This is a genomic window from Dechloromonas agitata is5 (assembly GCF_000519045.1).
Lineage (GTDB): Bacteria > Pseudomonadota > Gammaproteobacteria > Burkholderiales > Rhodocyclaceae > Azonexus > Azonexus agitatus.
This window is the reverse complement of record NZ_KI912532.1, coordinates 877,658-899,651: the sequence shown is the minus strand read 5'-3', so window position 1 is coordinate 899,651 and position 21,994 is coordinate 877,658. Positions and strand designations below refer to the sequence as shown.

Annotated in this window: 23 protein-coding genes; 20 read left to right on the top strand and 3 right to left on the bottom strand. The window is 60.2% G+C overall.

Going from position 1 to position 21,994, the window contains the following annotated elements; genetic code table 11:
- The first annotated feature begins 54 nt into the window (after positions 1-54).
- Genes phnG through K420_RS0104420 form a run of 10 tightly spaced genes read left to right on the top strand, consistent with a single transcriptional unit; the run spans position 55 to position 8,022 of the window.
- Entirely contained in the window at positions 55-534 is a 480-nt protein-coding gene (gene phnG, locus K420_RS0104465; RefSeq protein WP_027456993.1) for a phosphonate C-P lyase system protein PhnG, read from the top strand.
- Positions 527-1,093 (top strand): phosphonate C-P lyase system protein PhnH, encoded by a 567-nt coding sequence (gene phnH, locus K420_RS0104460; protein ID WP_198293793.1) that lies wholly within the window; start codon positions 527-529, stop codon positions 1,091-1,093. The genes phnG and phnH overlap by 8 nt, the downstream gene beginning before the upstream one ends.
- Entirely contained in the window at positions 1,093-2,229 is a 1,137-nt protein-coding gene (locus tag K420_RS0104455) for a carbon-phosphorus lyase complex subunit PhnI (protein ID WP_027456991.1), read from the top strand. Before phnH ends, K420_RS0104455 begins: the two co-directional genes overlap by 1 nt.
- On the top strand, positions 2,226-3,122 hold the full coding sequence (locus tag K420_RS0104450; RefSeq protein ID WP_027456990.1) for an alpha-D-ribose 1-methylphosphonate 5-phosphate C-P-lyase PhnJ: 897 nt from the start codon (positions 2,226-2,228) through the stop codon (positions 3,120-3,122). The genes K420_RS0104455 and K420_RS0104450 overlap by 4 nt, the downstream gene beginning before the upstream one ends.
- Positions 3,119-3,949 carry an ATP-binding cassette domain-containing protein gene (locus tag K420_RS0104445; protein ID WP_027456989.1) on the top strand — a complete coding sequence of 277 codons (831 nt, stop codon included), beginning with the start codon at positions 3,119-3,121 and terminating at the stop codon, positions 3,947-3,949. Before K420_RS0104450 ends, K420_RS0104445 begins: the two co-directional genes overlap by 4 nt.
- 10 nt (positions 3,950-3,959) lie before the next feature.
- Complete coding sequence (gene phnL / locus K420_RS0104440; protein WP_027456988.1) at positions 3,960-4,682, top strand: phosphonate C-P lyase system protein PhnL; 723 nt, start codon at positions 3,960-3,962, stop codon at positions 4,680-4,682.
- Complete coding sequence (locus K420_RS0104435) at positions 4,679-5,833, top strand: alpha-D-ribose 1-methylphosphonate 5-triphosphate diphosphatase (RefSeq protein ID WP_027456987.1); 1,155 nt, start codon at positions 4,679-4,681, stop codon at positions 5,831-5,833. Before phnL ends, K420_RS0104435 begins: the two co-directional genes overlap by 4 nt.
- An 11-nt stretch (positions 5,834-5,844) precedes the next feature.
- A complete protein-coding gene (gene phnN / locus K420_RS0104430; protein ID WP_027456986.1) occupies positions 5,845-6,411 on the top strand; it encodes a phosphonate metabolism protein/1,5-bisphosphokinase (PRPP-forming) PhnN in 567 nt (188 codons plus the stop codon).
- Entirely contained in the window at positions 6,402-7,172 is a 771-nt protein-coding gene (gene phnP / locus K420_RS0104425; RefSeq protein ID WP_027456985.1) for a phosphonate metabolism protein PhnP, read from the top strand. Before phnN ends, phnP begins: the two co-directional genes overlap by 10 nt.
- A complete protein-coding gene (locus K420_RS0104420) occupies positions 7,165-8,022 on the top strand; it encodes an EamA family transporter (RefSeq protein WP_027456984.1) in 858 nt (285 codons plus the stop codon). Before phnP ends, K420_RS0104420 begins: the two co-directional genes overlap by 8 nt.
- A gap of 297 nt (positions 8,023-8,319) precedes the next feature.
- Here K420_RS0104420 and K420_RS0104415 read toward each other — a convergent pair whose 3' ends face one another.
- A complete protein-coding gene (locus K420_RS0104415; protein WP_027456983.1) occupies positions 8,320-9,420 on the bottom strand; it encodes a helix-turn-helix domain-containing protein in 1,101 nt (366 codons plus the stop codon).
- A 305-nt stretch (positions 9,421-9,725) separates the two neighbouring features.
- Here K420_RS0104415 and K420_RS18145 point away from each other — a divergent pair, with 305 nt between their 5' ends.
- From K420_RS18145 to dtd, 10 genes are all read left to right on the top strand, one after another.
- On the top strand, positions 9,726-10,130 hold the full coding sequence (locus K420_RS18145) for a helix-turn-helix domain-containing protein (protein WP_051452952.1): 405 nt from the start codon (positions 9,726-9,728) through the stop codon (positions 10,128-10,130).
- Between the two features lie 237 nt (positions 10,131-10,367).
- Entirely contained in the window at positions 10,368-11,003 is a 636-nt protein-coding gene (locus tag K420_RS19600) for a TnsA endonuclease N-terminal domain-containing protein (RefSeq protein ID WP_157275003.1), read from the top strand.
- The gene (locus K420_RS0104400) at positions 10,984-12,960 is read left to right on the top strand and encodes a Mu transposase C-terminal domain-containing protein (RefSeq protein WP_027456982.1); all 1,977 of its coding nucleotides are present in this window, start codon (positions 10,984-10,986) and stop codon (positions 12,958-12,960) included. Before K420_RS19600 ends, K420_RS0104400 begins: the two co-directional genes overlap by 20 nt.
- A complete protein-coding gene (locus tag K420_RS0104395) occupies positions 12,957-14,000 on the top strand; it encodes a TniB family NTP-binding protein (RefSeq protein WP_027456981.1) in 1,044 nt (347 codons plus the stop codon). Before K420_RS0104400 ends, K420_RS0104395 begins: the two co-directional genes overlap by 4 nt.
- Positions 13,993-15,927, top strand: coding sequence for a TniQ family protein (locus tag K420_RS0104385; protein ID WP_084019560.1), 1,935 nt, complete (start codon positions 13,993-13,995; stop codon positions 15,925-15,927). The genes K420_RS0104395 and K420_RS0104385 overlap by 8 nt, the downstream gene beginning before the upstream one ends.
- 16 nt (positions 15,928-15,943) lie before the next feature.
- Positions 15,944-16,420 carry an HIT family protein gene (locus K420_RS18135; RefSeq protein ID WP_051453260.1) on the top strand — a complete coding sequence of 159 codons (477 nt, stop codon included), beginning with the start codon at positions 15,944-15,946 and terminating at the stop codon, positions 16,418-16,420.
- Positions 16,421-16,903: 483 nt separating this feature from the next.
- The gene (locus K420_RS0104375) at positions 16,904-17,923 is read left to right on the top strand and encodes a universal stress protein (RefSeq protein ID WP_027456979.1); all 1,020 of its coding nucleotides are present in this window, start codon (positions 16,904-16,906) and stop codon (positions 17,921-17,923) included.
- A gap of 2 nt (positions 17,924-17,925) precedes the next feature.
- Positions 17,926-18,798 (top strand): hypothetical protein, encoded by an 873-nt coding sequence (locus K420_RS0104370; protein ID WP_027456978.1) that lies wholly within the window; start codon positions 17,926-17,928, stop codon positions 18,796-18,798.
- 51 nt (positions 18,799-18,849) lie between these two features.
- The gene (locus K420_RS18130) at positions 18,850-19,467 is read left to right on the top strand and encodes a hypothetical protein (protein WP_051453259.1); all 618 of its coding nucleotides are present in this window, start codon (positions 18,850-18,852) and stop codon (positions 19,465-19,467) included.
- A 78-nt stretch (positions 19,468-19,545) separates the two neighbouring features.
- A complete protein-coding gene (gene dtd, locus K420_RS0104360) occupies positions 19,546-19,998 on the top strand; it encodes a D-aminoacyl-tRNA deacylase (protein ID WP_027456977.1) in 453 nt (150 codons plus the stop codon).
- Between the two features lie 6 nt (positions 19,999-20,004).
- On the opposite strand, the gene K420_RS0104355 is transcribed toward dtd, so the two are convergent.
- The gene (locus tag K420_RS0104355; protein WP_027456976.1) at positions 20,005-20,835 is read right to left on the bottom strand and encodes an SIR2 family NAD-dependent protein deacylase; all 831 of its coding nucleotides are present in this window, start codon (positions 20,833-20,835) and stop codon (positions 20,005-20,007) included.
- Between the two features lie 14 nt (positions 20,836-20,849).
- A complete protein-coding gene (locus K420_RS18125; RefSeq protein WP_035854518.1) occupies positions 20,850-21,986 on the bottom strand; it encodes an HD-GYP domain-containing protein in 1,137 nt (378 codons plus the stop codon).
- Positions 21,987-21,994: the final 8 nt, after the last annotated feature.

The window sequence follows — 21,994 nt, the reverse complement described above, 5'->3', positions numbered from 1 at the left end:
AACAAACACGTCTAGACATCCAGATAAATCGAAGTCTATAGGAGTTCCATGGTCATGCTGACCCACACTGATTTACCGCGTAGCCAGTGGCTGCGTTTATGGACGGCTCTTCCGGCCGACCGAGTTCGAACTGCGGCCGACGAGCTGAGCAAGCGCTACGTTGTCGAAGATATCGAACTGCCGCAGTCGGGCCTCGGCTTGTTACCGCTCAACGACGGGGCGCTCGGCGAGGCGTATTACCTCGGAGAAATCCCACTGGCCCGCGCCCATGTCCGTATTGCCGACGGTGCCGGCAAGGCTGTTGAAGGTGGCGCGATCATCATGGACGACCGCGCCCGCTTGGCCCGTTCGCTGGCCATTCTCGACGGTGTTCTGGCCGCCGGTCTGCCTGGGTTCGAAACGGCCCGCACCCTGCTTAACGAGGGTGCTGAAAAAATCCGCGAAATCACCGTCGACCGCCAGAAGCTGATGGCGGCGACCCGCGTTGATTTCTCCCTGCTCGGAACAACTGATGAGGAGGATGACGATGCCTGATCACATCCGTTCCGCGGGTACCGACTGGCAACCTGTGGCGCAACAGGGCGCATTTCGCCAGATCATGAACTGCTTCGCCTATCCTGGCCGGCTGGGCCAACTAGCGACTGAAGCGAAGCATGGCCTGCCACTTCTGCTGGCAACCTTGGTCGACCGCAGCAACCGCCTGGCTGACCCGCATCGCTTACTGGACGACGACGAGCATCGCCGCCTGGGCGCCAACTCAGGGACACCGGAAATGGCGCAATTCGTCGTCCAGCCTGGCGTTCTCCCCCCTGATTTCCAGCCCATCCTGGGTAGCCTAGAAAACCCCGAACAAGGTGCCACCCTGATCGTCGTTGCTGAACGTCTCGGCACCGGTGCCAGCCTTCACCTGAGCGGGCCGGGTATCGACGGCACTGCGACGGTTGCCGTCCAGGGCGTCGATCCTGTCTGGTGGCAGAAGCGCGAGCAATGGAATGCCGGCTTTCCGCTGGGTGTGGACATGATCGTCGTGGCTGAACGCCAGGTGCTGGCGCTACCCCGAACCACACGCATCGACCTGAAAGGAGCGAACTGATGGGTTACGTTGCCATCAAGGGCGGCGGCCGTGCGATCCGTGGCGCCGAAGCAGCCCTGGAAGCCCTGCGCACCGCCGAGGGGGATACCGGCACACCGCTGTCGCTATCGACCATCGAAAACCAGTTGCGACTGCTTACCTCACGCATCGTCTCCGAGGGTGGGCTGTATCACCCACGTCTGGCGGCGCTGGCTGTCAAGCAAATGCAGGGCGACACGCTGGAGGCGGCCTTCGCATTACGCGCCTATCGTTCGACCAAACCCCGACTGCTCGAAGCCCCCATCCAGGACAGCGGGAAAATGCGCCTGATCCGGCGCATATCAAGTGCCTTCAAGGACATTCCCGGTGGCCAGATGCTTGGACCGACCAACGATTACGCCTTGCGCCTGATGCGTCTCGACCTGGCGAACGAGTCGCCGGAATCCTTCCGCGATGTGGCCCGTCACTTCATGGCGAACACCCCGGAAACCGATCTGCCCGACTGCTTTCCGAAGGTCGTCGACGCCCTGCGCGCCGAAGGGTTGCTGCCCGCCCTCAACGGTCCGGCCGGAACGCCTTTCGACATTACCCGCGATCCGCTGGTCTTTCCGGTCGCACGCTCAGCCGCGCTGGCCACGATGGCACGCGCCGAAACAGGTTCCCTGCTGGCCATCGCCTATTCCAACATGCGCGGTTATGGTGATGTGCATCCGACCATCGCCGAGTTGCGCGTCGGTTATCTGCCGATCATGTTGCCGCATCCGGTAACGGGAGAACCCATCGAAGCGGGTGAAGTCCTGATGACCGAGTGCGAGGTGGTGGCCATGTATGAAGGTACCGACACCGACGGGCCTCCTGTCTTCACGCTGGGCTACGGTGCCTGCTTCGGTCACAACGAGGTGAAGGCGATTGCCATGGCCATCCTTGATCGTGCCCTGCAAAAGGGAATGCGCGATGGGCCACGCAACCCCTCAGAAGATCCTGAGTTTGTCCTGCTGCACGTCGATGGCGTCGATTCCATGGGTTTCGCCAGCCATTACAAGATGCCGCACTACGTCACCTTCCAATCCGACATGGATCGCCTGCGGACAACCCAGGCCAAGGCTGCTCAGTGCGCGCAAGAAAGCCAGCCCCGGCGTCAAGGAGAAAACGCGTGAATCCGAACTATGAACTACCGCTCGACGAGGCCGACTACAGCTTCGGTTTTCTCGACGAGTTCGCCAAGCGCGAAGTCCGGCGCACCATCCTGAAAGCCATTGCCATTCCCGGCTACCAGACGCCTTACGCCTCGCGCGAAATGCCGATGGGGCGCGGATTTGGTACCGGCGGCCTGCAACTGACCCTATCGCTGATCGGCCAGGACGATACGCTGAAGGTGATCGACCAAGGCTCGGACGACTCGGTCAATGCGGTCAACCTGCGCCATTTCGTCGAACTGACCTGCCCGGGCGTCGATACCACGGAACGGACGTCGGAGGCGACGCTGATTCAGTCGCGTCACCGCATTCCGGAAGTTGAACTGTCCGAATCGCAAGTGCTGATCCTGCAGGTGCCTTATCCCGACCCGCTAGTTGTGATTGAACCCTCCGAAGCCAAGCGCAAGGTAATGCACGGTGAAGGCGACTATTCACGGCTGCTGACCAAACTGTACGAGGACATCGTGCAGTTTGACGAAATCACCATCTCGCACCGCTATCCGACGCGGATCAACGGCCATTACGTCATCGACCCCAGCCCGATCCCACGCTACGACATTCCACGCCTGCATCGTTCGAAGGCGCTGGTTCTGCTGGGTGCCGGCCGGGAAAAGAAGATCTATGCCGTGCCACCTTACACCGTGGCCGCGCCACTGGCCTTCGACGACGTGCCGTTCCGCACCGAGGACTTTAGTGACGAACACGGGGCTCGACGTACCTGCGGGCGCTGCGGTGCCGACGATAGTTTCCTCGACGAACTAATCGCCGACGATGGTAGCAAGGTCTGGCAGTGCTCCGATTCCGATTACTGCAACCAGCGTCTAGCTGAGCCTTCCCACGAGGTGAGCGCATGAAGAAAATACTGGAAGTCCGCAACCTGACCAAGATTCACGGCCGTGGCTGCCCGCAGTGCATTGACAGCACCGGCCCCGAGGCAGATACCAATATCTGCCCGCACTGTGGCTCCGTGGTCGCTGCCCATGGCGTGAGCTTCGACCTTCATGCGGGGGAGATTCTCGGCATCATGGGTGAATCCGGCAGCGGCAAATCGACGGTCGTCAAAACCCTGTATTTCGATGATGCGCCCAGCGCAGGCGAGGCTATCGTCTTCGACGAGGCGCGGCAGTGGAATCTGTTCTCCCTGAATGCCGCCGAACAGCGATGGTTGCGTAATCACCGGCTAGGCATGGTCTATCAGAACCCGCATCTGGGACTCAACTTCAATGTCTCCGCCGGCGGCAACATCGCCGAGCGCCTGCTGATGAGCGATCTCTCCCATTACGGGGAAATCCGTGAACGCGCCCGTCGCCTGCTGGAACGCACGGAAGTCCTGCCTGAGCGGATGGACGAATCGCCCAAGAAGTTTTCCGGCGGGATGCAGCAGCGGGTACAGATTGCCAAAGCGCTGGCGACACAACCGCCTCTGCTCTACCTGGACGAGGTGACAACCGGCCTGGATCTCTCGGTACAAGCCCGCATTCTCGACCTGATCCTCGAAATCCAGCAGGAACTGAACACGGCCATGATCGTCGTGACCCACGACCTGGGTGTTATTCGCCTACTCGCCGGACGAACCATCGTTATGAAATACGGCCGCATCATCGAGTCCGGCCTCACCGACCAGATTCTCGAAGACCCCCAGCACGCCTATACCCAGCGGCTGGTGGCTTCGGCCTTGTAAGGAGATGGCCATGGAATCCATTCTGAAAATCGAAGGGCTGAGCAAGCATTTCCTGTTGTATGACCAGAACAAGCTCATTCCCTCCTGTGCCAATGTCGACCTATCCGTTCATGCCGGCCAGCTGACCGCGTTGGTCGGCCCGACCGGCGCCGGCAAGTCCTCCGTGCTTAAATGTGTCTATCGCACCTATTTGCCCAGCGGCGGACGCATTCTCTACCGCGATGCCGGCGGCCATAGGATCGACCTGGCCCAGGCCTCTGAACACCACATGCTTCAGTTGCGCCATGCCGAGATAGGCTTCGTAACGCAGTTCCTGCATTGCCTGCCGCGTAAGTCGGCTCTCGACGTGGTGGCAGAGCCCTTGATCACCCGCGGCGAACATCGGGAAGCCGCGCAGGCCAAGGCGCGCGAACTGCTGGCCTTGCTCAACGTGCCCGAGCGCCTGTGGGCCGTGCCGCCGGCGACCTTTTCCGGTGGCGAGAAGCAGCGCGTCAATCTGGCACGCGGCCTGATCGCCCGGCCACGCCTGCTGCTGCTCGACGAACCGACGGCTAGCCTTGATCCTGCCACGACGGATCGAGTCGTGGATCTGCTGCAGTCCATCAAGCACGAAGGCGTCGCCATGCTCGCCATTTTTCACCATCCCGACCTGGTTCGCCGCTTGGGCGACCGTGTCATCGAACTGGCCCCTCCTGTGGCCGTATCCGACATTCTGGAGACCTGTGCCTCATGAAACGTATTTTGCTCACACACGCCAGCGTCGTGCTGGCCGATGAAGTCCGCGACGATCTTGCAGTGTTGATCGAAGGCGAACGGATCGTAGCCATCGACCCCGAAACAACGACCGGGGCGCTTGAAATGAACCTTGCCGGTCGCCTCCTGATGCCCGGCCTGATCGACCTGCATTGCGATGCCCTGGAAAAGGAGGTCGAACCCCGTCCTGGGGTGCATTTCCCGCTGGATTTCGCCTGCGCCCAGGCCGACAAGCGTAATGCCGCTGCCGGCATCACCACCGTGTTTCATGCGCTGTCCTTTGCCAATCACGAACTGGGGGTCAGGAATAATGCCTTTGCCGCCGAAATCGCCCGGGGGATTCACGACTGGCAACCGCACGCCCTGATCGACAACCGGGTGCACGCCCGTTACGAGATCACCGACGAGACCGCACCTCCGTATCTCTCGGGACTTTTGCGCGACGGGCTGGCCCACCTGATTTCATTCATGGATCACAGCCCGGGCCAGGGCCAGTTTCGCGATGTCGAGGCTTATCGCCAGTACCTCGCGAAGACCTATAAAACAGACGAAGCTGCCCTCGACGAGATTCTGCAGCGCAAGGCCGAGGCAGCCCAGGGCGCCCTAGCTCGCATGCAGGTGCTGGCCGACGAAGCGCGGATGCATGGCGTGGCCATTGCCAGCCACGACGATGATTCGCCGACTAAAGTCGCAGCGGTCAAGGCGCTCGGCGCCGTCGTTTCCGAGTTCCCGATCAATCTGGAAACGGCACAAGCGGCACGATCTGCCGGACTGGCGACCCTGTTCGGTGCGCCCAACATCCTGCGCGGCAAGTCGCAGTCAGGCAATATGCGCGCCCTCGACGCTGTTCTGGCCGGGGTGGCCGATTGTCTCTGTGGCGATTATTCGCCGGCGGCCCTGTTGCCGTCTGTGATGCGCCTGCCCGAGCTGGCCGGCATTACGCTGCCCCAGGCCGTCACCCTGGTCACGTGCAACCCGGCACGCGCCGCTGGCTTGCTGGATCGCGGAGAAATCGCCGTCGGAAAGCGGGCTGACCTGATCGCCGTCAAGCAGATGGGCGGTTTGCCACAGGCCGAGCGGGTGTGGTCCGGCGGCAAGCCGGCCTTGACCGCCCATTTCGACCACGCTTGAGGAGATGCCCGATGCCAGCCCCCCTGATCTATGTCGTCGGTGCCTCCGGCAGCGGTAAGGACAGCCTGATGCAATACGCCCGCGAAAGACTGGCGAAGCATCCGGGCATCTGCTTCGCACATCGCTACATCACCCGACCGGCCGATGCCGGCGGGGAAAATCACATCGCCCTGTCGACAGACGAGTTTGCCGCCAGGACTCAGGCGAACCTGTTTGCCCTGTACTGGCAAAGCCATGGACTTTCCTACGGTATCGGCATCGAGATCAATCAATGGCTGGCTAAGGGGGTAACTGTCGTGGTCAACGGTTCGCGCGAATACCTGCCCATGGCGCGTCAGCGCTATCCCGAACTGCTGCCTGTGCTGGTCGAGGTTTCCGAAACGACGTTGCGCGACCGCCTGAGCGCCCGCTCCCGCGAGACGGCTGAACAAATCGAACAACGCCTGCAACGCAATCGTGATTTGCGATTGAGTGGGAGCTTTTCTCAAATCATCCGCAACGAAGACACCCTTGAAACGGGAGGGGAAGCACTGATCAGTCTGATCCAGGCTCATAGCAAGGCATTGGCATGCGCGTGACCTTCCTCGGCACCGGTGCTGCCGGTGGCGTTCCGCTTTACGGGTGTAGATGCCCTGCGTGTGAGCGAGCTAGAACGCAGCCAGAGGCCATTCGGCGGCCCTGCTGCGCCCTGATCGAAACTGCCACGACCCGCATTCTGCTCGATGCCGGATTGATGGATCTGGATCACCGTTTTCCTTCGGGAAGCCTGGATGCAATCGCGCTGACCCATTTCCATCCGGATCATGTGCAGGGATTGTTTCACCTCCGATGGGGTGTCGGTGCGTCTATCCAAGTCTGGGGGCCTCCTGATACCGAAGGCTGCGCAGACCTCTATCGGAATCCTGGACTACTGAACTTCAAAACCGTTGAGAAGTTCACAGGGTTTCAAGTAGGCGATTGCTTCGTCACCCCTTTGCCTCTGATCCATTCCAAGCCAACCGTCGGCTATGCCATTGAAGGTTCAGACGGCTGCCGCTTCGCCTATCTCACCGACACCCTCGGCCTTCCCCCCAAAACGGAGGCATGGCTGCGTCGCTGGGGAAAATACGATCTGGCCATCGACTGCTCCTTTCCGCCGGGCGGCATACCGAAAAACCACAACGACTGGACGGCGGCACTGGAAATCATCGAACGCGTGCAGCCGGCACATGCTTGGCTGACGCATATTGGCCACACTTTCGACGCTTGGAGACTTTCTGACGAAAGCCAAGTGCCACCGATGGGAGTTTCTATCGCCTCAGATGGTGAAACCGTAGAACTGGGCACGGGAAATGAATGAGGCAATACTGGCCGTAGCAGCCTCGGTGGCGATGCATGTCGCCTGGAATCTCATCGCCCGACGGCAACCTGGCGATGCATTCCCCTTATGGTGGGTGTTGCTGACACATCTGATCCTGCTAGGCCCAATCGGATTCCCCGCCTTGATCACGAGCGTAACCTGGACCTTCAGTTTTACGCTCCTGCTCATCACGTCGGCAACGGCCAACGTCATTTATTTCTGGGGGCTTCGCAAGGCCTACGAGCATGCACCCGTTGCATTGGTTTACCCGCTGGTTCGCAGTTCCCCTCTGCTCATTGCCTTGTGGAGCGTTTTGCTAACAGGGGAATCTTTGAGCGCCAACGCCTGGCTGGGAATCGGCATCAGTGCCTTCGGGCTTTGGCTGCTTTCCTGGAGCGCGCTGCGTAACGCACATGACCGGAAAGCGCTGCCCTGGGCTGTCGTGGCGATGCTGGCAACCAGTGTTTACTCCTTGAGCGACAAGTCTGCAACCGGGAGCATTCCTGGCTTTGCTGGATTGATCGGCTTCATCTCCGTCGGCTACCTCGCCGCATGGCTCAGCATTTCGTGGGAGCTTAAACGCAAAACGGGCCGCTGGTTGCCAGAAAAACGAATCGACGTGAGAGCCATGTTCGTCGGCGGGCTTTGCATAGGCACTGCCTATGCCTTGGTGATTCAAGCAATGCGAACGCTCCCAGCCGCAGAGGTCGTCACCTACACCAATGCCGGCATCGTCATTGCCAGCATTCTCTCCGTAACCTGGTTCAAGGAGCAGCAGGACTGGAAGCGTCGGTTGATTGGAGCATCCGTCGTTGCCTTTGGTTTGGTTGTGACGGGATGCAAGTGGTAACGAAAAAATACTGGTACTCGGATCACAAAGTGCTCATTCGCTCACATTCAGCATCATCTGCTATTGGCTTCATTGGGGACTTTCTCAAATAGGCAGGAGAGGGGCCGGATTAGCCGACCCATTGCCTGTTGCTACTGGCATGAGGTCGGAGCTCGGCCAGAGCCGACCTTGTACATTGGTCCAGAATTAGGCGGCTAGCTGCCGGTCGCCGTGATGCGTGCCTCAACGGCAGCTTACTGCCAGACTGCTGACCAACATTGACCGATCAGCCAACGGCGGCAAAGGCCGAATACCAGCCTATTGATTCATTACGGTCCGCTTGCGATTCCGAAAATCCCGTCCGCTATTCAAGAGCGAAAGCGCTTCAGAAATGCTGCGCACGAGAGGTCGAGTATGGACAGAAAGCAGATCAATAGATTTTCGTCCAAAAGTCGGATACATCGGATATCCGGATTCCTTGTTATGCTCATCAAGCCAAGAGGCCAAGAGGGTTTCGCCGGCTTGAAGTGAGCTCGCTTCCTTGAGCTTCGGCAGAAGCGTTTCTTTGATTTTTTGCCTGATCACCGACAGCGCACCTTCCGACCTGCCCAAGCAGGTGCTCATCAGATATTTGTTGCTTTCCTGGTAGATCGAGATTTCACACTGATAGGCCTCCGTGAGGATCGATTCCGAGATGCTGCCGAATATGAATAGCCCTTCGGGCGACCCGCGTGGTCTGGCAAACAGTGACTGTGATTGTTTGACGAGTCTCTTCACTGACAAATAGTCCCTGGCCTTTGCCAGTATTCCGAGAACATAGAGGCTGTCGAAATCCACGGTGATAACGAGGTAGTGACCCCGTAGCGCCCGGTTTTTCTGGCCCAAGGAGACGGCTTCAATACCTATCGGATAACGAGGTCGTTCTCCCATCCGATACCAGTCAGCCAGACAGGGATTGATGTTGAACACCGATTCCAGCTCTTCGGAGTTAGGCGAAATCTCGCCTTTGATAATGGCCTGCTCAACAACCGCAACACGAGATTCGACAGTCAGTAGTCCGTGATTGGCCAGGACTCTTTCGAAAGCATAGCGACTGGTTTTTACCCCACGTTTCTGTATTTCCTTGTGCAATCTCGTACAGGACCACTGCGGATGTTCTTTGGTCAGGGCCAGAATCCCCTGGATCACCTCCGGGCTGCTTATCGCAGCGCTGTAGGGGGTACGAATGACTGGTTTTAATCCCTCCAGTCCGTCAGCCTTGTACGCCTTTTCCCACTCGTAATAGGTTTTGGGTGTGATGCCAACCCGCTTGCAGAGTGCCGTGATCGGCATCTCGGGATACAGCAACGGCTGCATGTGCAGGATGGCCAGCTTCTGCTCGGCAGAGAAAACGGGGCGGGATTTTTTTCGTTCGGCCATGGGTGGGGGTATCACTTTGTATTCGAAAAGTGCGCCAAATCAACCCTCGGTATCGTACACGGAAAATACGAAACCATTCACGATTCAAGTAAATCGACTAATCGACAGAAAGCTGGTTATTGCAAGAGAAAAATAAGAATGCTCATTACTTCAAAATCAGCAAACGTAGTTTTTCCGACCTGCCTATCGTCCCCGCTTTCAGCCAAAGCCCGTTGATTTTGTATTCACATATATATCAATAGGTTACGTTTGTTTCTTGTATCTCCGCCGATTATTATCCGGGTAGTGATTCACCGGATATCACCATGAGCCCCTTCGCGAGCTATTTGCGCGAACTTCGACAACGGCGCGGCCTGAAGCAAAAGGAGGTCGCAGAACTGCTCGGATACGAGCAGAGCTATCTGTCGTCCTTGGAAAAGGGCTTGAAGGGACTCCCCCGGCGGGCGTTCATTGATCGGCTGATCAGCCGGCTGGCCCTGAATAGCGAAGAAGTGGCTGAGCTTGATCGGGCATTGAAATGCTCTGATCGGCGTGTGCTGCTGCCCACCAATGCCTCCCCTGACGAATATGCCCTCTGGCACGAGCTCCGTGATCTAAGCGGACGCCTGGATACCCGTCAGATTCAGTCAATCCTCGGTTTACTCCAGGCCTTTGCGCCGACGCATTGCTGTTCAAGCGATGGCGATCATGAAAGGAGAGCCACCATGTAAAAAGGGCAAACCTCGCGGCTTGCCCCCATGGGTATTGCTGATACGGCTCTGGACAAGCCAAGTATCAGCATCTCTCCTCCGGGCGTCAAGCCAACTCCCCATCCTTTTCCCGACGCATCAGGCCATTTTTACGGCCTGAGAGAGAAGTTTTTTCCTCATTTCGGGTGAAGGGCACCTCAAAAAACATGAATGCCGGGCTAGCAGGGACTTCTGTTGCCTGGATTTCTGGAGATGCAGATGCTTTCGCGCAAAGTCGTGACCCGCAGCGGTCGCAAGATCAGGGGCCATTTTCCGTCCCTGAAAATGGGGCACATGGTGCCCTGGGAGTCCCTTCTGGAAAGGGATGCCATCCTTCTGTTCGAGTTTTCACCCGGGGTGAGGACATTCCGGGCGCAGCCCGAGGAGATCGGCTACGTGGATCAGGAGACCACGCGACGCTACTACCCCGATTTCGAGATCACCGGAAATAGCGGTCGAGTTATCCATCTGGAAGTTAAACCGGAAGCCATGCTGGCGAGGCCCGATGTTGCCCGGAAACTGCGCGCAGTCGCTGATCACTACCGGCGGCTGGGCTGGGATTATCGGATCTTGACTGAGTGCAGCATCCGCCGGGAACCCCTGCATCAGAATCTTGCCATTCTCGCCCGTTACCAGCGGCGTGATGACTCGGTCGAGCAGGTGCTATCCGACGTCGGGCAGTGGCTGGCCAGTGGCGGGCAGCCTCTGAGTGCGCTTTGCGAGCGGGTCGGATCTCCAGTTGCCTACCGCCTGATCGCCTGGGGTCATGTGCATTGCGACCTGACCTCGCCCCTGACACAGGAGTCTCAAATCAGCATTCCGGAGGAGGGGCATCATGATCAGGTTCTGTTTTAAAAAAGGACTACGTTTTCTGGAGAACCAGACCGTGCGCGAACTTGCACGGCGCCTGGCGACCGGGAAGTTGCAGTTCGAGCGTGATACCGGGGAAATCGAAAACTTCGATGACAGGGAAGTGCTCGCCAAATGGCAGTCAGGTCAGTGGGTGATCGACGAGGGAAGCCTCAGTTCTGCAGCGGACGTCCTCTATCTGGCAACGCCACGTGATCTCGCCACCTATCCTGCACATTGGCAGGCTGTGGCCAGGCGTCGTGAGCGCTATATCCGCTATGTTGACCCGGATAACACGCCTTTCCAGCGGCCAGTGTGGGCAGAAAGGATCCGTGAAGCGGCGACTATCATGAATGATCCGAAGCCTCCCTGCCCATCCAGCGTTCATGCCTGGTGGAAGCGCTACCGCAATACCCGGTCGATCATGACCCTGATCCCGCAGGTGTTCGGTGGAAAGCCGAAGAACATCGATCCACGCTTCCAGATCTTTGAGGAGACGATTGCCGAGTCGTATCTGACGGCCCAGCGGCTCCCAAAAACCGTGATTCACGACACTGTCCGGAAGAGGATTCTGGCGATGAATGCGAATCGCGGGCCGGATGAGCAGATCAAACCGCCTGCTAGAACGACGATTTTCAAGTGGATCGACAATCTCAGGCAGGATGTCGTGGATTCCTCCCGGCTGGGGGCCGAGGCTGCCCGGGTGAAATACCGGATGGTGACCGGAACCTTAAAGGTCGGCGCCATCCTCGAGCGCATCGAAATCGACCATACGCCGCTCGACATCATCGTGATCGACAAAAACACGACGATTCCGCTCGGGCGCCCCTGGATGACGCTGGCGATTGACCGGTATAGCCGGATGATCGTCGGTTTCTATCTGTCGTTCCATGCGCCGTCCAGCTATTCGGTGCTGCAATGCCTGCGCCAGGCGATCCTGCCCAAGGCTGAATGGCTGGCCCGTTTCCCCGACATTCAGGGGGAATGGCCGGCCTGCGGGATCATGGATCTCATCGCTCTCGACAACGGGATGGATCTGCATTCGGAGGCGCTGGAGCGCTCCTGTCAGGAACTCGGCATTCAGCAGCTGTTCTGCCCGGCGGCCCGTCCCCAGTTCAAGGGGGCTGTCGAGCGCTGTTTCCGAACGCTGGCCAAGGGACTGATCCATCGTCTGCCGGGAACGGTGTTCTCCTCCGTCGATGAGCGAGGGGATTATCCGGCTGAAGAGATAGCGGCCATTGATTTTGAAACCCTGACCCATGTCATTACCCGGTGGATCGTTGATATCTACAGCGTGACCTACCATCGCGGTCTGGGGACCACGCCGCTCCTCAAATGGCGGGAGTCAGCCATGCAGCGCGTGATTGAGTTGCCGGCCTACCCGGAACAACTGGCCGTGATCACCGGCATCCCGGCAACCCGAACCCTGTTTCACTACGGCATTGAACTTGAGGGGCTTCACTACAACTCCCGGCAGTTGCAGGAAATGCGGCGGCGGACCGGGGATAACCGCAAGGTTGCCCTGAAGTTCTACGAGGACAGTGTCGAGTATGTGCATGTCTATGATGACCATGCCAGGGAGTACATCCGTGTGCCGGCCATCAACAGCGATTACGCCTCCGGCCTGCCACGAGGGGTGCATAGGCTCGTTCGGGAGCATGCCCGGCGCACGTTTGGTGAGCAGTATTCGATTGCCCAGATAGAAGAGGCCCGGGCAGCCATCGAGGAGAAGATCCGGGCGAGCCTTGATTACAAGAAAATGGCCAGCCGCAAACTCGGGGCCTCTTTGCTCCATACTGATAGCGAGTCCGTACTTCGTAATGAGGATCCGCTGGCTGTTGCCCGCCAGCCGGTGGACTCCATGGTTTGCGAGACCCTTGAGGATCTGCCGGAAGGACTCGATGATGACCTGCCGATGCTGGAGTCCATCGAACTGGGTGCGAGCAGGAGGGGGGCATCATGAATACGCCGCTCGATGTGCTCAGGCAGTATCGCGCGGGAGGGCAGGCGCATGCCTTCGAGGGATTCTCCTTGAGAAAGCACCTGTTTCCGCATCGCCGGTTTGTATCGGCCATCAGCCGGATGGCTGAACAGCATCACTACAGCCGGACCAATGGTGTGAGTACCGGCCTTGTGGTGGTAGGCCCGAGCGGGGTCGGTAAATCAACGCTGCTCGAACATTATCAGGATCGTTTTCCGCGCCTTAGCGAGGCTGGCAGGACACGCATTCCCGTGTTGAGCGTGGGCACGCCAGCCGGCCCCACTGTCAAGAATCTGGCCCAGGCGATCCTGGTGGCGCTGGGGGATCCTGCAGCCCATCGGGGTTCGGCCGAGGAGAAAACCCAGCGGATCCACCTGTTTCTCGGTGGCTGCCAGGTGGAGGTCCTGGTTCTCGATGACTTCCAGCATTTCTTCTATGCCCAGACCCTCAAGGATTTCCGGCACATTTCCGATTGGCTGAAGGGCCTGATGGATGCGACCCGGGTAGCACTCGTTCTTGCCGGCCTGCCGGAGTGTGAGAATGTGGTGCGGGCCAATCCCCAGTTATGGCGCCGGTTCAGTTCCCGGATCACGTATTCGGCGTTCGAGTTGAACGACGCCGAGGATTTTGCGGAGTTCCGGTCGGTTCTTCGCGGATTCCAGGAGCGTCTGCCATTGCCAGTCGTGACTCCCCTTTATGAGGCGAATCTGGCCCGTCGTTTCTGGTTTGGGAGCGATGGCCGGCTGGATTTCGTGAGAAAAGTTCTGGAAGGGGCGGTTTCCGTTGCCGGCGCGACCGGCTTTGATACGCTGGATTTGCCTCTGTATGCCCGGGCATTCCGGGAAACCGTATGGGCCGATGTCACCGAGCGCCTGAATCCGTTTTCGCCGAATGCCGTTCAGCGCTCCCTGGTCAAGGCCAGGGAGCCGTTTGAAGAGGGTGGTAATTCCACGCTGATCGGTTCTCCGGTCGCCAAGCGGCTGGGCCTCATCCATGAAATGAGGAGGATTGCTCATGTCTAACCTGCCATCCCTCCTGTTTCATCCTCATCCCGGATCAATGGAAGGCCCGCAGGGCTATCTCCTGCGTCTTGCTGCCGAGAATCATCTGCTTTTGTACGATATTGGCCGACTGAACATCCATTTCGAAGCAGAAAACCTGCAAAGACATGGTTTGATGCCTGATCCGAGGGTCGAGCCGGAGCTATCTGCGCGTATTCGCCGGACTTCTGCCCTCTGGAATACGGAAAAGGGCTTATGGAACCACCGATTTTCCAGATTCTGTCCGGAATGTCTGGCTGCCGAGCCCGTTTGGCACGCAGACTGGGAGCTTTATTTTCAGGATGCCTGTCCGGAACATCGGGTTTGGCTGGTGGATCACTGTTCGTCCTGCCAGCAACCGGTTTCATGGCACCGGAAATCGATTATCCGTTGTGACTGTGGCGCCGATCTGCGCCGGGAGGTTGCGGCAGCCTGCCCGGAGGATGTTGTCAGGATGGCCGAGATTCTGAGGGCGAAGTTGTTTGGCCAGCCTGCCGAGAATGTCCCGTTGCCTTTGAAGGTCTTGAGTCTTGGCCAGATGCAGCAGTTGATCCGGTTTTTCGGGGCCGGCACGGTCAATACGGAAGGCAGGCATCCACTCAAGATTCCCGATTCGGGCGCCATGAAGATCTCCTGGGCAGTCACCTCGGCCGCCGCAGCAATCCTGATGGACTGGCCTGCGGCATTCCACCAGATCCTTGACCAGTTGCAGTCGAAGGTCGTGGATGCAGAGGGCCATGCCCTGAAAACAACCTTCGGCTGGGTTTATCAGTATCTGTTCCGGGGGCTCAAGGGCAACGGGTTCGACGTCATTCGGGATGAGTTTGGGGAGTGGGTCAGTACGCGCTGGAAAGGTGGGGTGGCAAAACGCAACCGCAGGCTGGCCACCATGATGATGAACCGGGCTGTCTGGATTCCGGCCAAGATTGCCCGCGATGAACTGGGTATCTCGCAGCCACGGCTGGAACGCCTGATCCGTGAAGGTGTGCTCGACAGCGAGTCTTTCGTCAGTGATAGCGGCCGGAAGTTCTGCATGGTGCGTCGCGATCAACTGGTCCAGGCAAAGGAAAAGCTGTCCGGTGGAATGGATATGCTTTCGGCCGCAGAACTACTTGGGTTTTCTAGGCGGCGCATGCGCAGCATGTTGAAGCTGCTGTTTCCGAATGCGTCGAAATCGTCGGATTTGCCAGGTAGTGTCTGGTTTGTGCCGCGTTCCGACGTCGAAGCGGTGCTGGCGCTTACCGAAGACCTCCCGGTTGTGAGTATTCCGGATGAGGGATGCGTATCGGTCAGTCACATCCTGCGGTACTGGACCTGGCGGAGTCTCGATATCGTGGCGGCAATAGAGTCCGCCATGGCGAAAGAACTGCGGCCGGTAGCCCGGATCGATACGGCCAGAGGTGTAGCCAGCCTGGTATTTGAGGAAGCGGCACTCAAACACTGGTTTGAGTCGAACGCCAGAGGTGTCGGGCAATGGCTGACTTGCCCCCAGTTTGCCATCGAGTATTCGCTGTCCCAGCAGGTGGCCTATGAACTCGTGACCTTTGATTTCATCAAGGCAGAGCGCTTGCCGAATATGCGCCATGGCGGCTGGTGGCTTAGCCGGAAAGCGATAGAAGCGTTTTTTCGAGACTATGTCTTTGCGAGTGAGATTGGCGCTCGCATAGGCGTGATGTCCATCGTGGCCAGGAAGCGACTGGAGGAGCAGTCGATCATGCCGGTTTCTGGTCCCGGCGTGGATGGTGCGAAAAAGCTGCTTTACCGTCGAACGCCGGAGCTCGAATCGTTCATATTAGAATCAGGCCAGTCCCAAGATTTTGTACTGACGCCGACAGGCAGTGCTGTGCGAAAAGTAGGGAAATCCGAAAAAAGACTCCTGGCTGATGACCGAGGTCCATTTCACAGCTAGATAGTCATTGATTTTGTTGAGTTCGGGTTTTCAGCGGAAACCGGAACCTACAGGTTTCGTCGATACCTCCCCGGCCGGCCAGTGCATCTTCTGTCGCCTCGTGGCCGGCGAAATTCCGGCTTCCCGGGTTTATGAAGACGAGCAGACGCTGGCCTTCATGGACCTCGGGCAAGTCAATCCGGGACACACGCTGGTCGCCGTCAAGCGCCATGCGACCGACCTGCTCGATTTGACTGCTGACGAGGCGGCGGCGGCGATGCGCACGGCGCATCGCGTTGCGCAAGCGGTCAAGAAGGCTTTCGATCCACCGGGCCTGACCCTGCTGCAGTGCAATGGCCAAGCTGGCGACCAGACGGTCTTTCATTTTCACATTCATGTCGTGCCGCGCCATGTCGACGATGGCGTCGGCCTCTCGTGGCCGCGCAAGGACCCGGCGCGCGACCAGCTGGAAGCCTACGCGGCGCAATTGCGGCAGGCGCTGGCCGCCGGCTGACTGGCGGTCCTGCCGATCCCGCCCATTGGAGGGCAGGTTTGACAGCCCTCCAACTGGCGGACTATAGTCGCCGGATGACTCAATTCCCGGTTTCCACCCTGTTTGCCTTCGCAACCTGCGCTGCTGTGCGGATGGGTGGTGCCGCGTCGCTCAGACCGGACCGAGAAGGAATCGGCGCGCTCGCCGCAGATTCCTAAGCCCGGCGATACGCTTTTCCCCTTTTAGCGCTACACAAACGATCGCCGGGCTCAACTGAAGCGCGATTGCGGCTCTCACACCGGGATGCCGCGCCTTGAGGACTTTTCCTGTTTTTCCTGCCTCGCATCGAGTTCGCGCTCGTGCGGCATTTCGGCTTTCCGTCGCCCGGTTCATCCCGCCGGCTGGAGCCGGTGCCCGCACGCCGTGCAGATCGGGCGGATTTTCTTGTTTTCCCTTTGTCTCGCGCCGGACGGTGCGGGATGACACGTGCCATCGAGGAGTTTTATGAACGTCAATTACCACAGCATCTGGCCGCCTCCGGAGCAGCCGGTTTCCACGCTTTCCCCGAATCCAGCCCGGCCGGTTGATGCGCGGCTGGCACCGGCGGCAGCAGCGAGGGAGGTCGTCAATCTCCCTTCCCCGGCGTCGTCGGCCCTCCGTTCCATCCTGGCCATCACCGATCTGCAGCAGGATGCCGACGCCGTTCTTGAAAAGGCCGCACAGTTGGCCAAGGCAAATGGCATTGCGCTGACTATCGCCTACTACAACCAGAAGGGTGGCCCGAGTGGCACCCAGGCCATCGTCCGGCTGATCAGACGGGCGCGCCATTTGCGCAATGCGTTCGAGATACCGGTCGAAGTACCGGCCTACCACCAGCTGAGCGATCGGGATCTGGCCCGATTCGCTGCCAGGCACGATCTGGTGTGCGTGCATCGCGATCAATTGCTGTACCGCAACCCGATCTGGCGCGCCAATCTGGTTCGCCTGCTGTTGGACAAGGCTCGGGCACAGGTTCTGGCCCTGACCGGCGATGGCAGTCTTCCCGCCGACCGGACCTTGCTCGCGGCCAAGACCCGCTGTGCACTCAAGACGCAATTTGCTGCCCTGTCCCGTCTCGGGCCGCAGGAGGCAGTGGAATTGCTCCATATCACACGCCACCCGGAAACCCCGCTGCCCCGGCTGGGCGATGTGCCCCCCGGTGTGATGGCCGACTACCTCAAGGAAAAATGGCAGGCCGTGCACGCCGGCTTCGAGTCGGCAGGGAGTGCTGTGCGGCCGCTGCCCGATGTCGAGGTGCGCCTGACGATGGTCCATGGCGATGTACGCAGCCGGATCCGGCAGCATCTGGCGGATAGCGGTGCATCGCTGCTGGTACTCGGCTGGCATCGGCGGTCGGGCCTGTCGGCCTGGTTGCGCGAGCGCATGGTGGTGAATCTGTTGCGGGAGTCGCTATGCGCGGCGCTGATTGTGCCGGTCGAGCGGGTGGTGGATGAAACCTTGCTGCAGCCGGAAAAGGGGCGGTGACGATGGATATCTCGCGTCAGTTCGTTCGGCAAAAGCAGCCTTGTGCCGAAGGTTTTCGCTGGTTCCTGCGGCATTTCGAAAGGGGATCGGATTACCAGCCGCTGCTCGATGCCTTGGTCGATGCCGGACGGGTATCGGATGCCTGCTGGCTGATGGATCAGTTCGGCCCGACCAAGAGCGTTCTCGAGGTCGATGCGCTGGACGTCGATGCCATGGTGTTTGCCGGCAGCCTGCATGTGCGCGGACCGATCGATATCGGCACCGTACTGCGTGTCGGTGGCAGTTTGCGGGCCGATTCCGGCTTGCGCGTCGGCCGTCGCGTCGAAATCGGCGAAAACCTCTGGGCAGCTGGCAACATCCTCGCCATGGGTAAGCTGAAGGTGGATGGCGATGTGCGCGCCGACTGGAGCCTGCTCGTCGAGGAGAGCCTGGATTGCGGCGGTGATCTGCGCGTCGGCCGGGATATCGAGGTCGGCGCCGGCTGCCGGGTTGGTGGCCAGACCGCTGTTGGCGGCGATGTTTCGGTGGGTGGCAACATGGAGTGCCTGAGCCATCTTCGTATCCGGGGCGGGCTGAAGGTTCGCGGCAATGCCTGGGCCGGGCAGGGCATCGAAGTCCGCGAAGGCATCGCTGTCCGGGATCACCTGGAAGCTTGCTGGGGAATCGTCGCGGGCGAGTCGATCACAGCAGGCGGTGCGATCAAGGCGGGCGAGAGCCTGGAGGCCGGGGAGTTCATCACGGCGGGGGAGGGCTATGGCATTTATGCCGGGCTGAACGTGCCGGTCGATGTCTGGGAGGCCAGTGCCTGGGTGCGTGCCCGGGCACTGCCCAGCCGCTTGCTCAGCGGCCACTGGCGCGGTTCGTCGGCATCCTGAGCCGCGTGCGCCTGATTACCTTTTCCCTTGCCGGAGTTTGCCATGTTGGCCATGAATATCTCTCCGTTCCCGCCATGGATCGTCGGCTGGTTGTCGGAATTGCGCATCGATGTCGCGTTGCCTGAAGACGATATCGCCCTGGAGTTGAAGAAACTGTATCGCCGCATGCAGCGGCCGGTCGATCCGATGCATGCGATGGCGGTGATCGATATCGAACATCCCCGCCTGCGTTTTCGCTACCGGGAGGCGGACGGCGAGCATTACGTCTATGCCGAGGACCCGGCCGGCGCCTGCCTGGCCGGCTATACCGTGTTCAACCGCCTGATCGAGGTGAACAAGCGAACCGATCCGCATTTGCGCGCGCCGCATTCCAAGTACGCTCCGCCTTACCGGCGGCAGGGCATCGCCTCGCTGGTCTATCGCTGGTGGCTGGATGGTGGTCGCAATCTGATCACCGGTGTGCGCCAGTCGCCGGCATCGCATGCACTGTGGCATTCGCTGGCAGCGGATTACCCGCTTTACTACGTGCAGTTGCATGACAAACGGCTGCGCGTCCTGGGCCGGCAGGTGTCACCGACGATGCGGGAGGCGTTCCATACCCGCATGCTGCTGCTTGGCAAGAACGGGTGTCTGGAGCATTTCGTGCATCAAACCGGTTGTCAGCATTAGCCGGCAGCACTAGCGTTTTTGATCTTCTGGCCAGTTCCATGCTTGAATTCGCCCTTCTCTGAGCGAAGGGGCGAATCCATGCGGGTTGTTGTGCAGCGGGCGGCGAGTGCGTCGGTGACGGTCGGGGGGAGCGTCGTCTCCAGCATCGGGCCCGGCCTGCTCGTCCTCGCCGGTTTCGAGGCGGACGATGGCGAGGCCGATCTCGACTGGATGGCCGGCAAGATCGTCCGTCTGCGCCTGATGGCCGATGAAAACGGCGTGATGAATCGCAGCGTGCAGGAAGTCGGCGGCGACATTCTTGCCGTCTCGCAGTTCACCCTCTACGCCTCGGTGAAGAAGGGCAACCGGCCGTCGTGGAGCCGGGCGGCGCGGGGCGAGGTATCGGGGCCGCTGTTCGCGCGCTTTGTCGCCAAACTGTCGGCCGAACTGGGCAAACCGGTGCCGACCGGCGTATTTGGCGCGGACATGCAGGTGGCGCTGATCAACGACGGGCCGGTGACGCTGAGCATCGATTCCCGCCAGCCGGAATAGCCCGGTTCAGCCGGCGGCGAGCGCCTGGCCGAGTTGTTCGAGCCCGGCCAGGCTGCCGAGTGGCAGGCCGATGCCGGTTTGTGGATCGGGCACCTGCGCCTCGTGGGGGTTGATGCGGATCAGCCGCCAGCCGTAGTGTTCCGAAAAGCGGCGGACGGTCGGGATGGCGCTGCCGGCGCCGATCTCGATGCACAACAGGCGCTCGGTCCCGGCCAGCCATTCGGTCAGCCGCCGGTATTGCAGGGCGGTGCGCCGCTCCTCCCAGTCGCTGTCGCCGAACATCAGGATGTTGGGCCGCGCCAGGCCGCCGCAATGCGGGCAGCGCGGTGCGTCGTTCAGCAAGCGGCAGTGCTCGGCATCGACCAGCGGTTGAAAGTCGTCGGCTGGCCAGATCCCGCCCCGGCAGTTGTCGATACATTGCAGATGATGGATGGAGCCGTGGATTTCGCACATGGTGTTGCTGGCGAACCCGGCTTTCTGGAATTGCCCGTCGACATTGCTGGTGAATACCCGGGCGCCGTGTGGCTTGTCGGCGGCCAGGCCGAGCAATTGCCGGAAGCCGGCGTGCGGCACGGTGTGCCGGTAGAGGTTCAGGCGATGCCCGTAGAAACCCCAGGCGAGTTGCGGATCGCGGGCGAAGGCAGCGGGGTTGGCGATCGACTCGAAGGCGATGCCGGCCCGGCCGAGGGCCGGATAGACCCCCCAGAAACCCGCTGGGCCACGGAAGTCGGGCAGGCCGGAATCAATGCCCAGGCCGGCTCCGGCCGTGATGAGCAGGGCGTCGGCCGCGCGCAGCCAGTCGGCGGCGCGCCGTAGCGGCAAGGCGGGGTCGGACATGCCGTTGACCTCGATCAGAGGCCGCTGTCGGTGCTGGCGATGATCTGTGGGTAGCCCAGCGGATCGTCCTTGTGGTCGTATATTTCCTTGATATGGAATTCAAGGTCGGTCAGTGCGCCGTTTTCGTCGGCGTAGATTTCCTTGATGCGCAGGATTTCCGGCAGTGCCTGGCGGAATGCCTCGACCAGCGCCGGGTCGAAATGGCGGCCGCACTGGTCGTCGAAATACTGCAGGGCCGTTTCCAGCGGCAAGGCCGGTTTGTAGGGACGAACCGAGAGCAGCGCATCGAAGACGTCGGCCACGGCGACGATGCGGCCTTCGAGCGGGATGGCTTCGCCCTTGAGGCCCTGCGGGTAGCCGGTGCCATCCCACTTTTCATGATGGGTCAGCGCGATGATGCGGGCGGTTTCGAGCAGTTCGTTGTCGTGCTTGCCGATGATCTCAGCCCCCATGATCGGGTGCTGGTACATGACCTCCCGCTCGGCCGCGTCGAGCTTGCCGGGCTTGAGCAGGATGGCGTCGGGAATGCCGATCTTGCCGATGTCGTGCATCGGCGCCGTGTTGAAGATGATGTCGGCGGCCTCCTCGCCGAGGCCGTGGGCGAGGGCGATGAGCCGGGCGTAGTGGCTCATGCGCAGCACGTGGTTGCCGGTTTCGTTGTCCTTGAACTCGGCGGCCCGGCCGAGGCGGCGGATGATCTGCTGGCGGGTGGTGAGCAGTTCCTGGGTGCGCTGCTGCACCATGCGGGCCAATTCGCGCGCCTGGTCGTAGAGGGCGAGGTGGGTGCGGACCCGGGCCTTGACGATGGGCGGACTGATCGGCTTGGTGATGTAGTCGACGGCGCCGGTTTCCAGGCCGCGCCGCTCGTCCTCCGGGCTGGTCATGGCGGTGACGAAGATGACCGGAATACGCCGGCGGTCGGGGTTGGCCTTCAGACGGCGGCAGATTTCCAGGCCGCTGATGCCGGGCATCATGATGTCGAGCAGGATGAGATCCGGCGGTTCGTCGGAATAGACGATCTTCAGTGCCTTCTCGCCCGAGGTGGCGATGCGGATGCGGTATTCGTCGCGCAGGATTTCGCTGAGCAGGTCGATGTTGTCGGGGCTGTCATCGACGACCAGGACGCATTGCTTGGGCAAGAGGGTGGACATGGCTATCG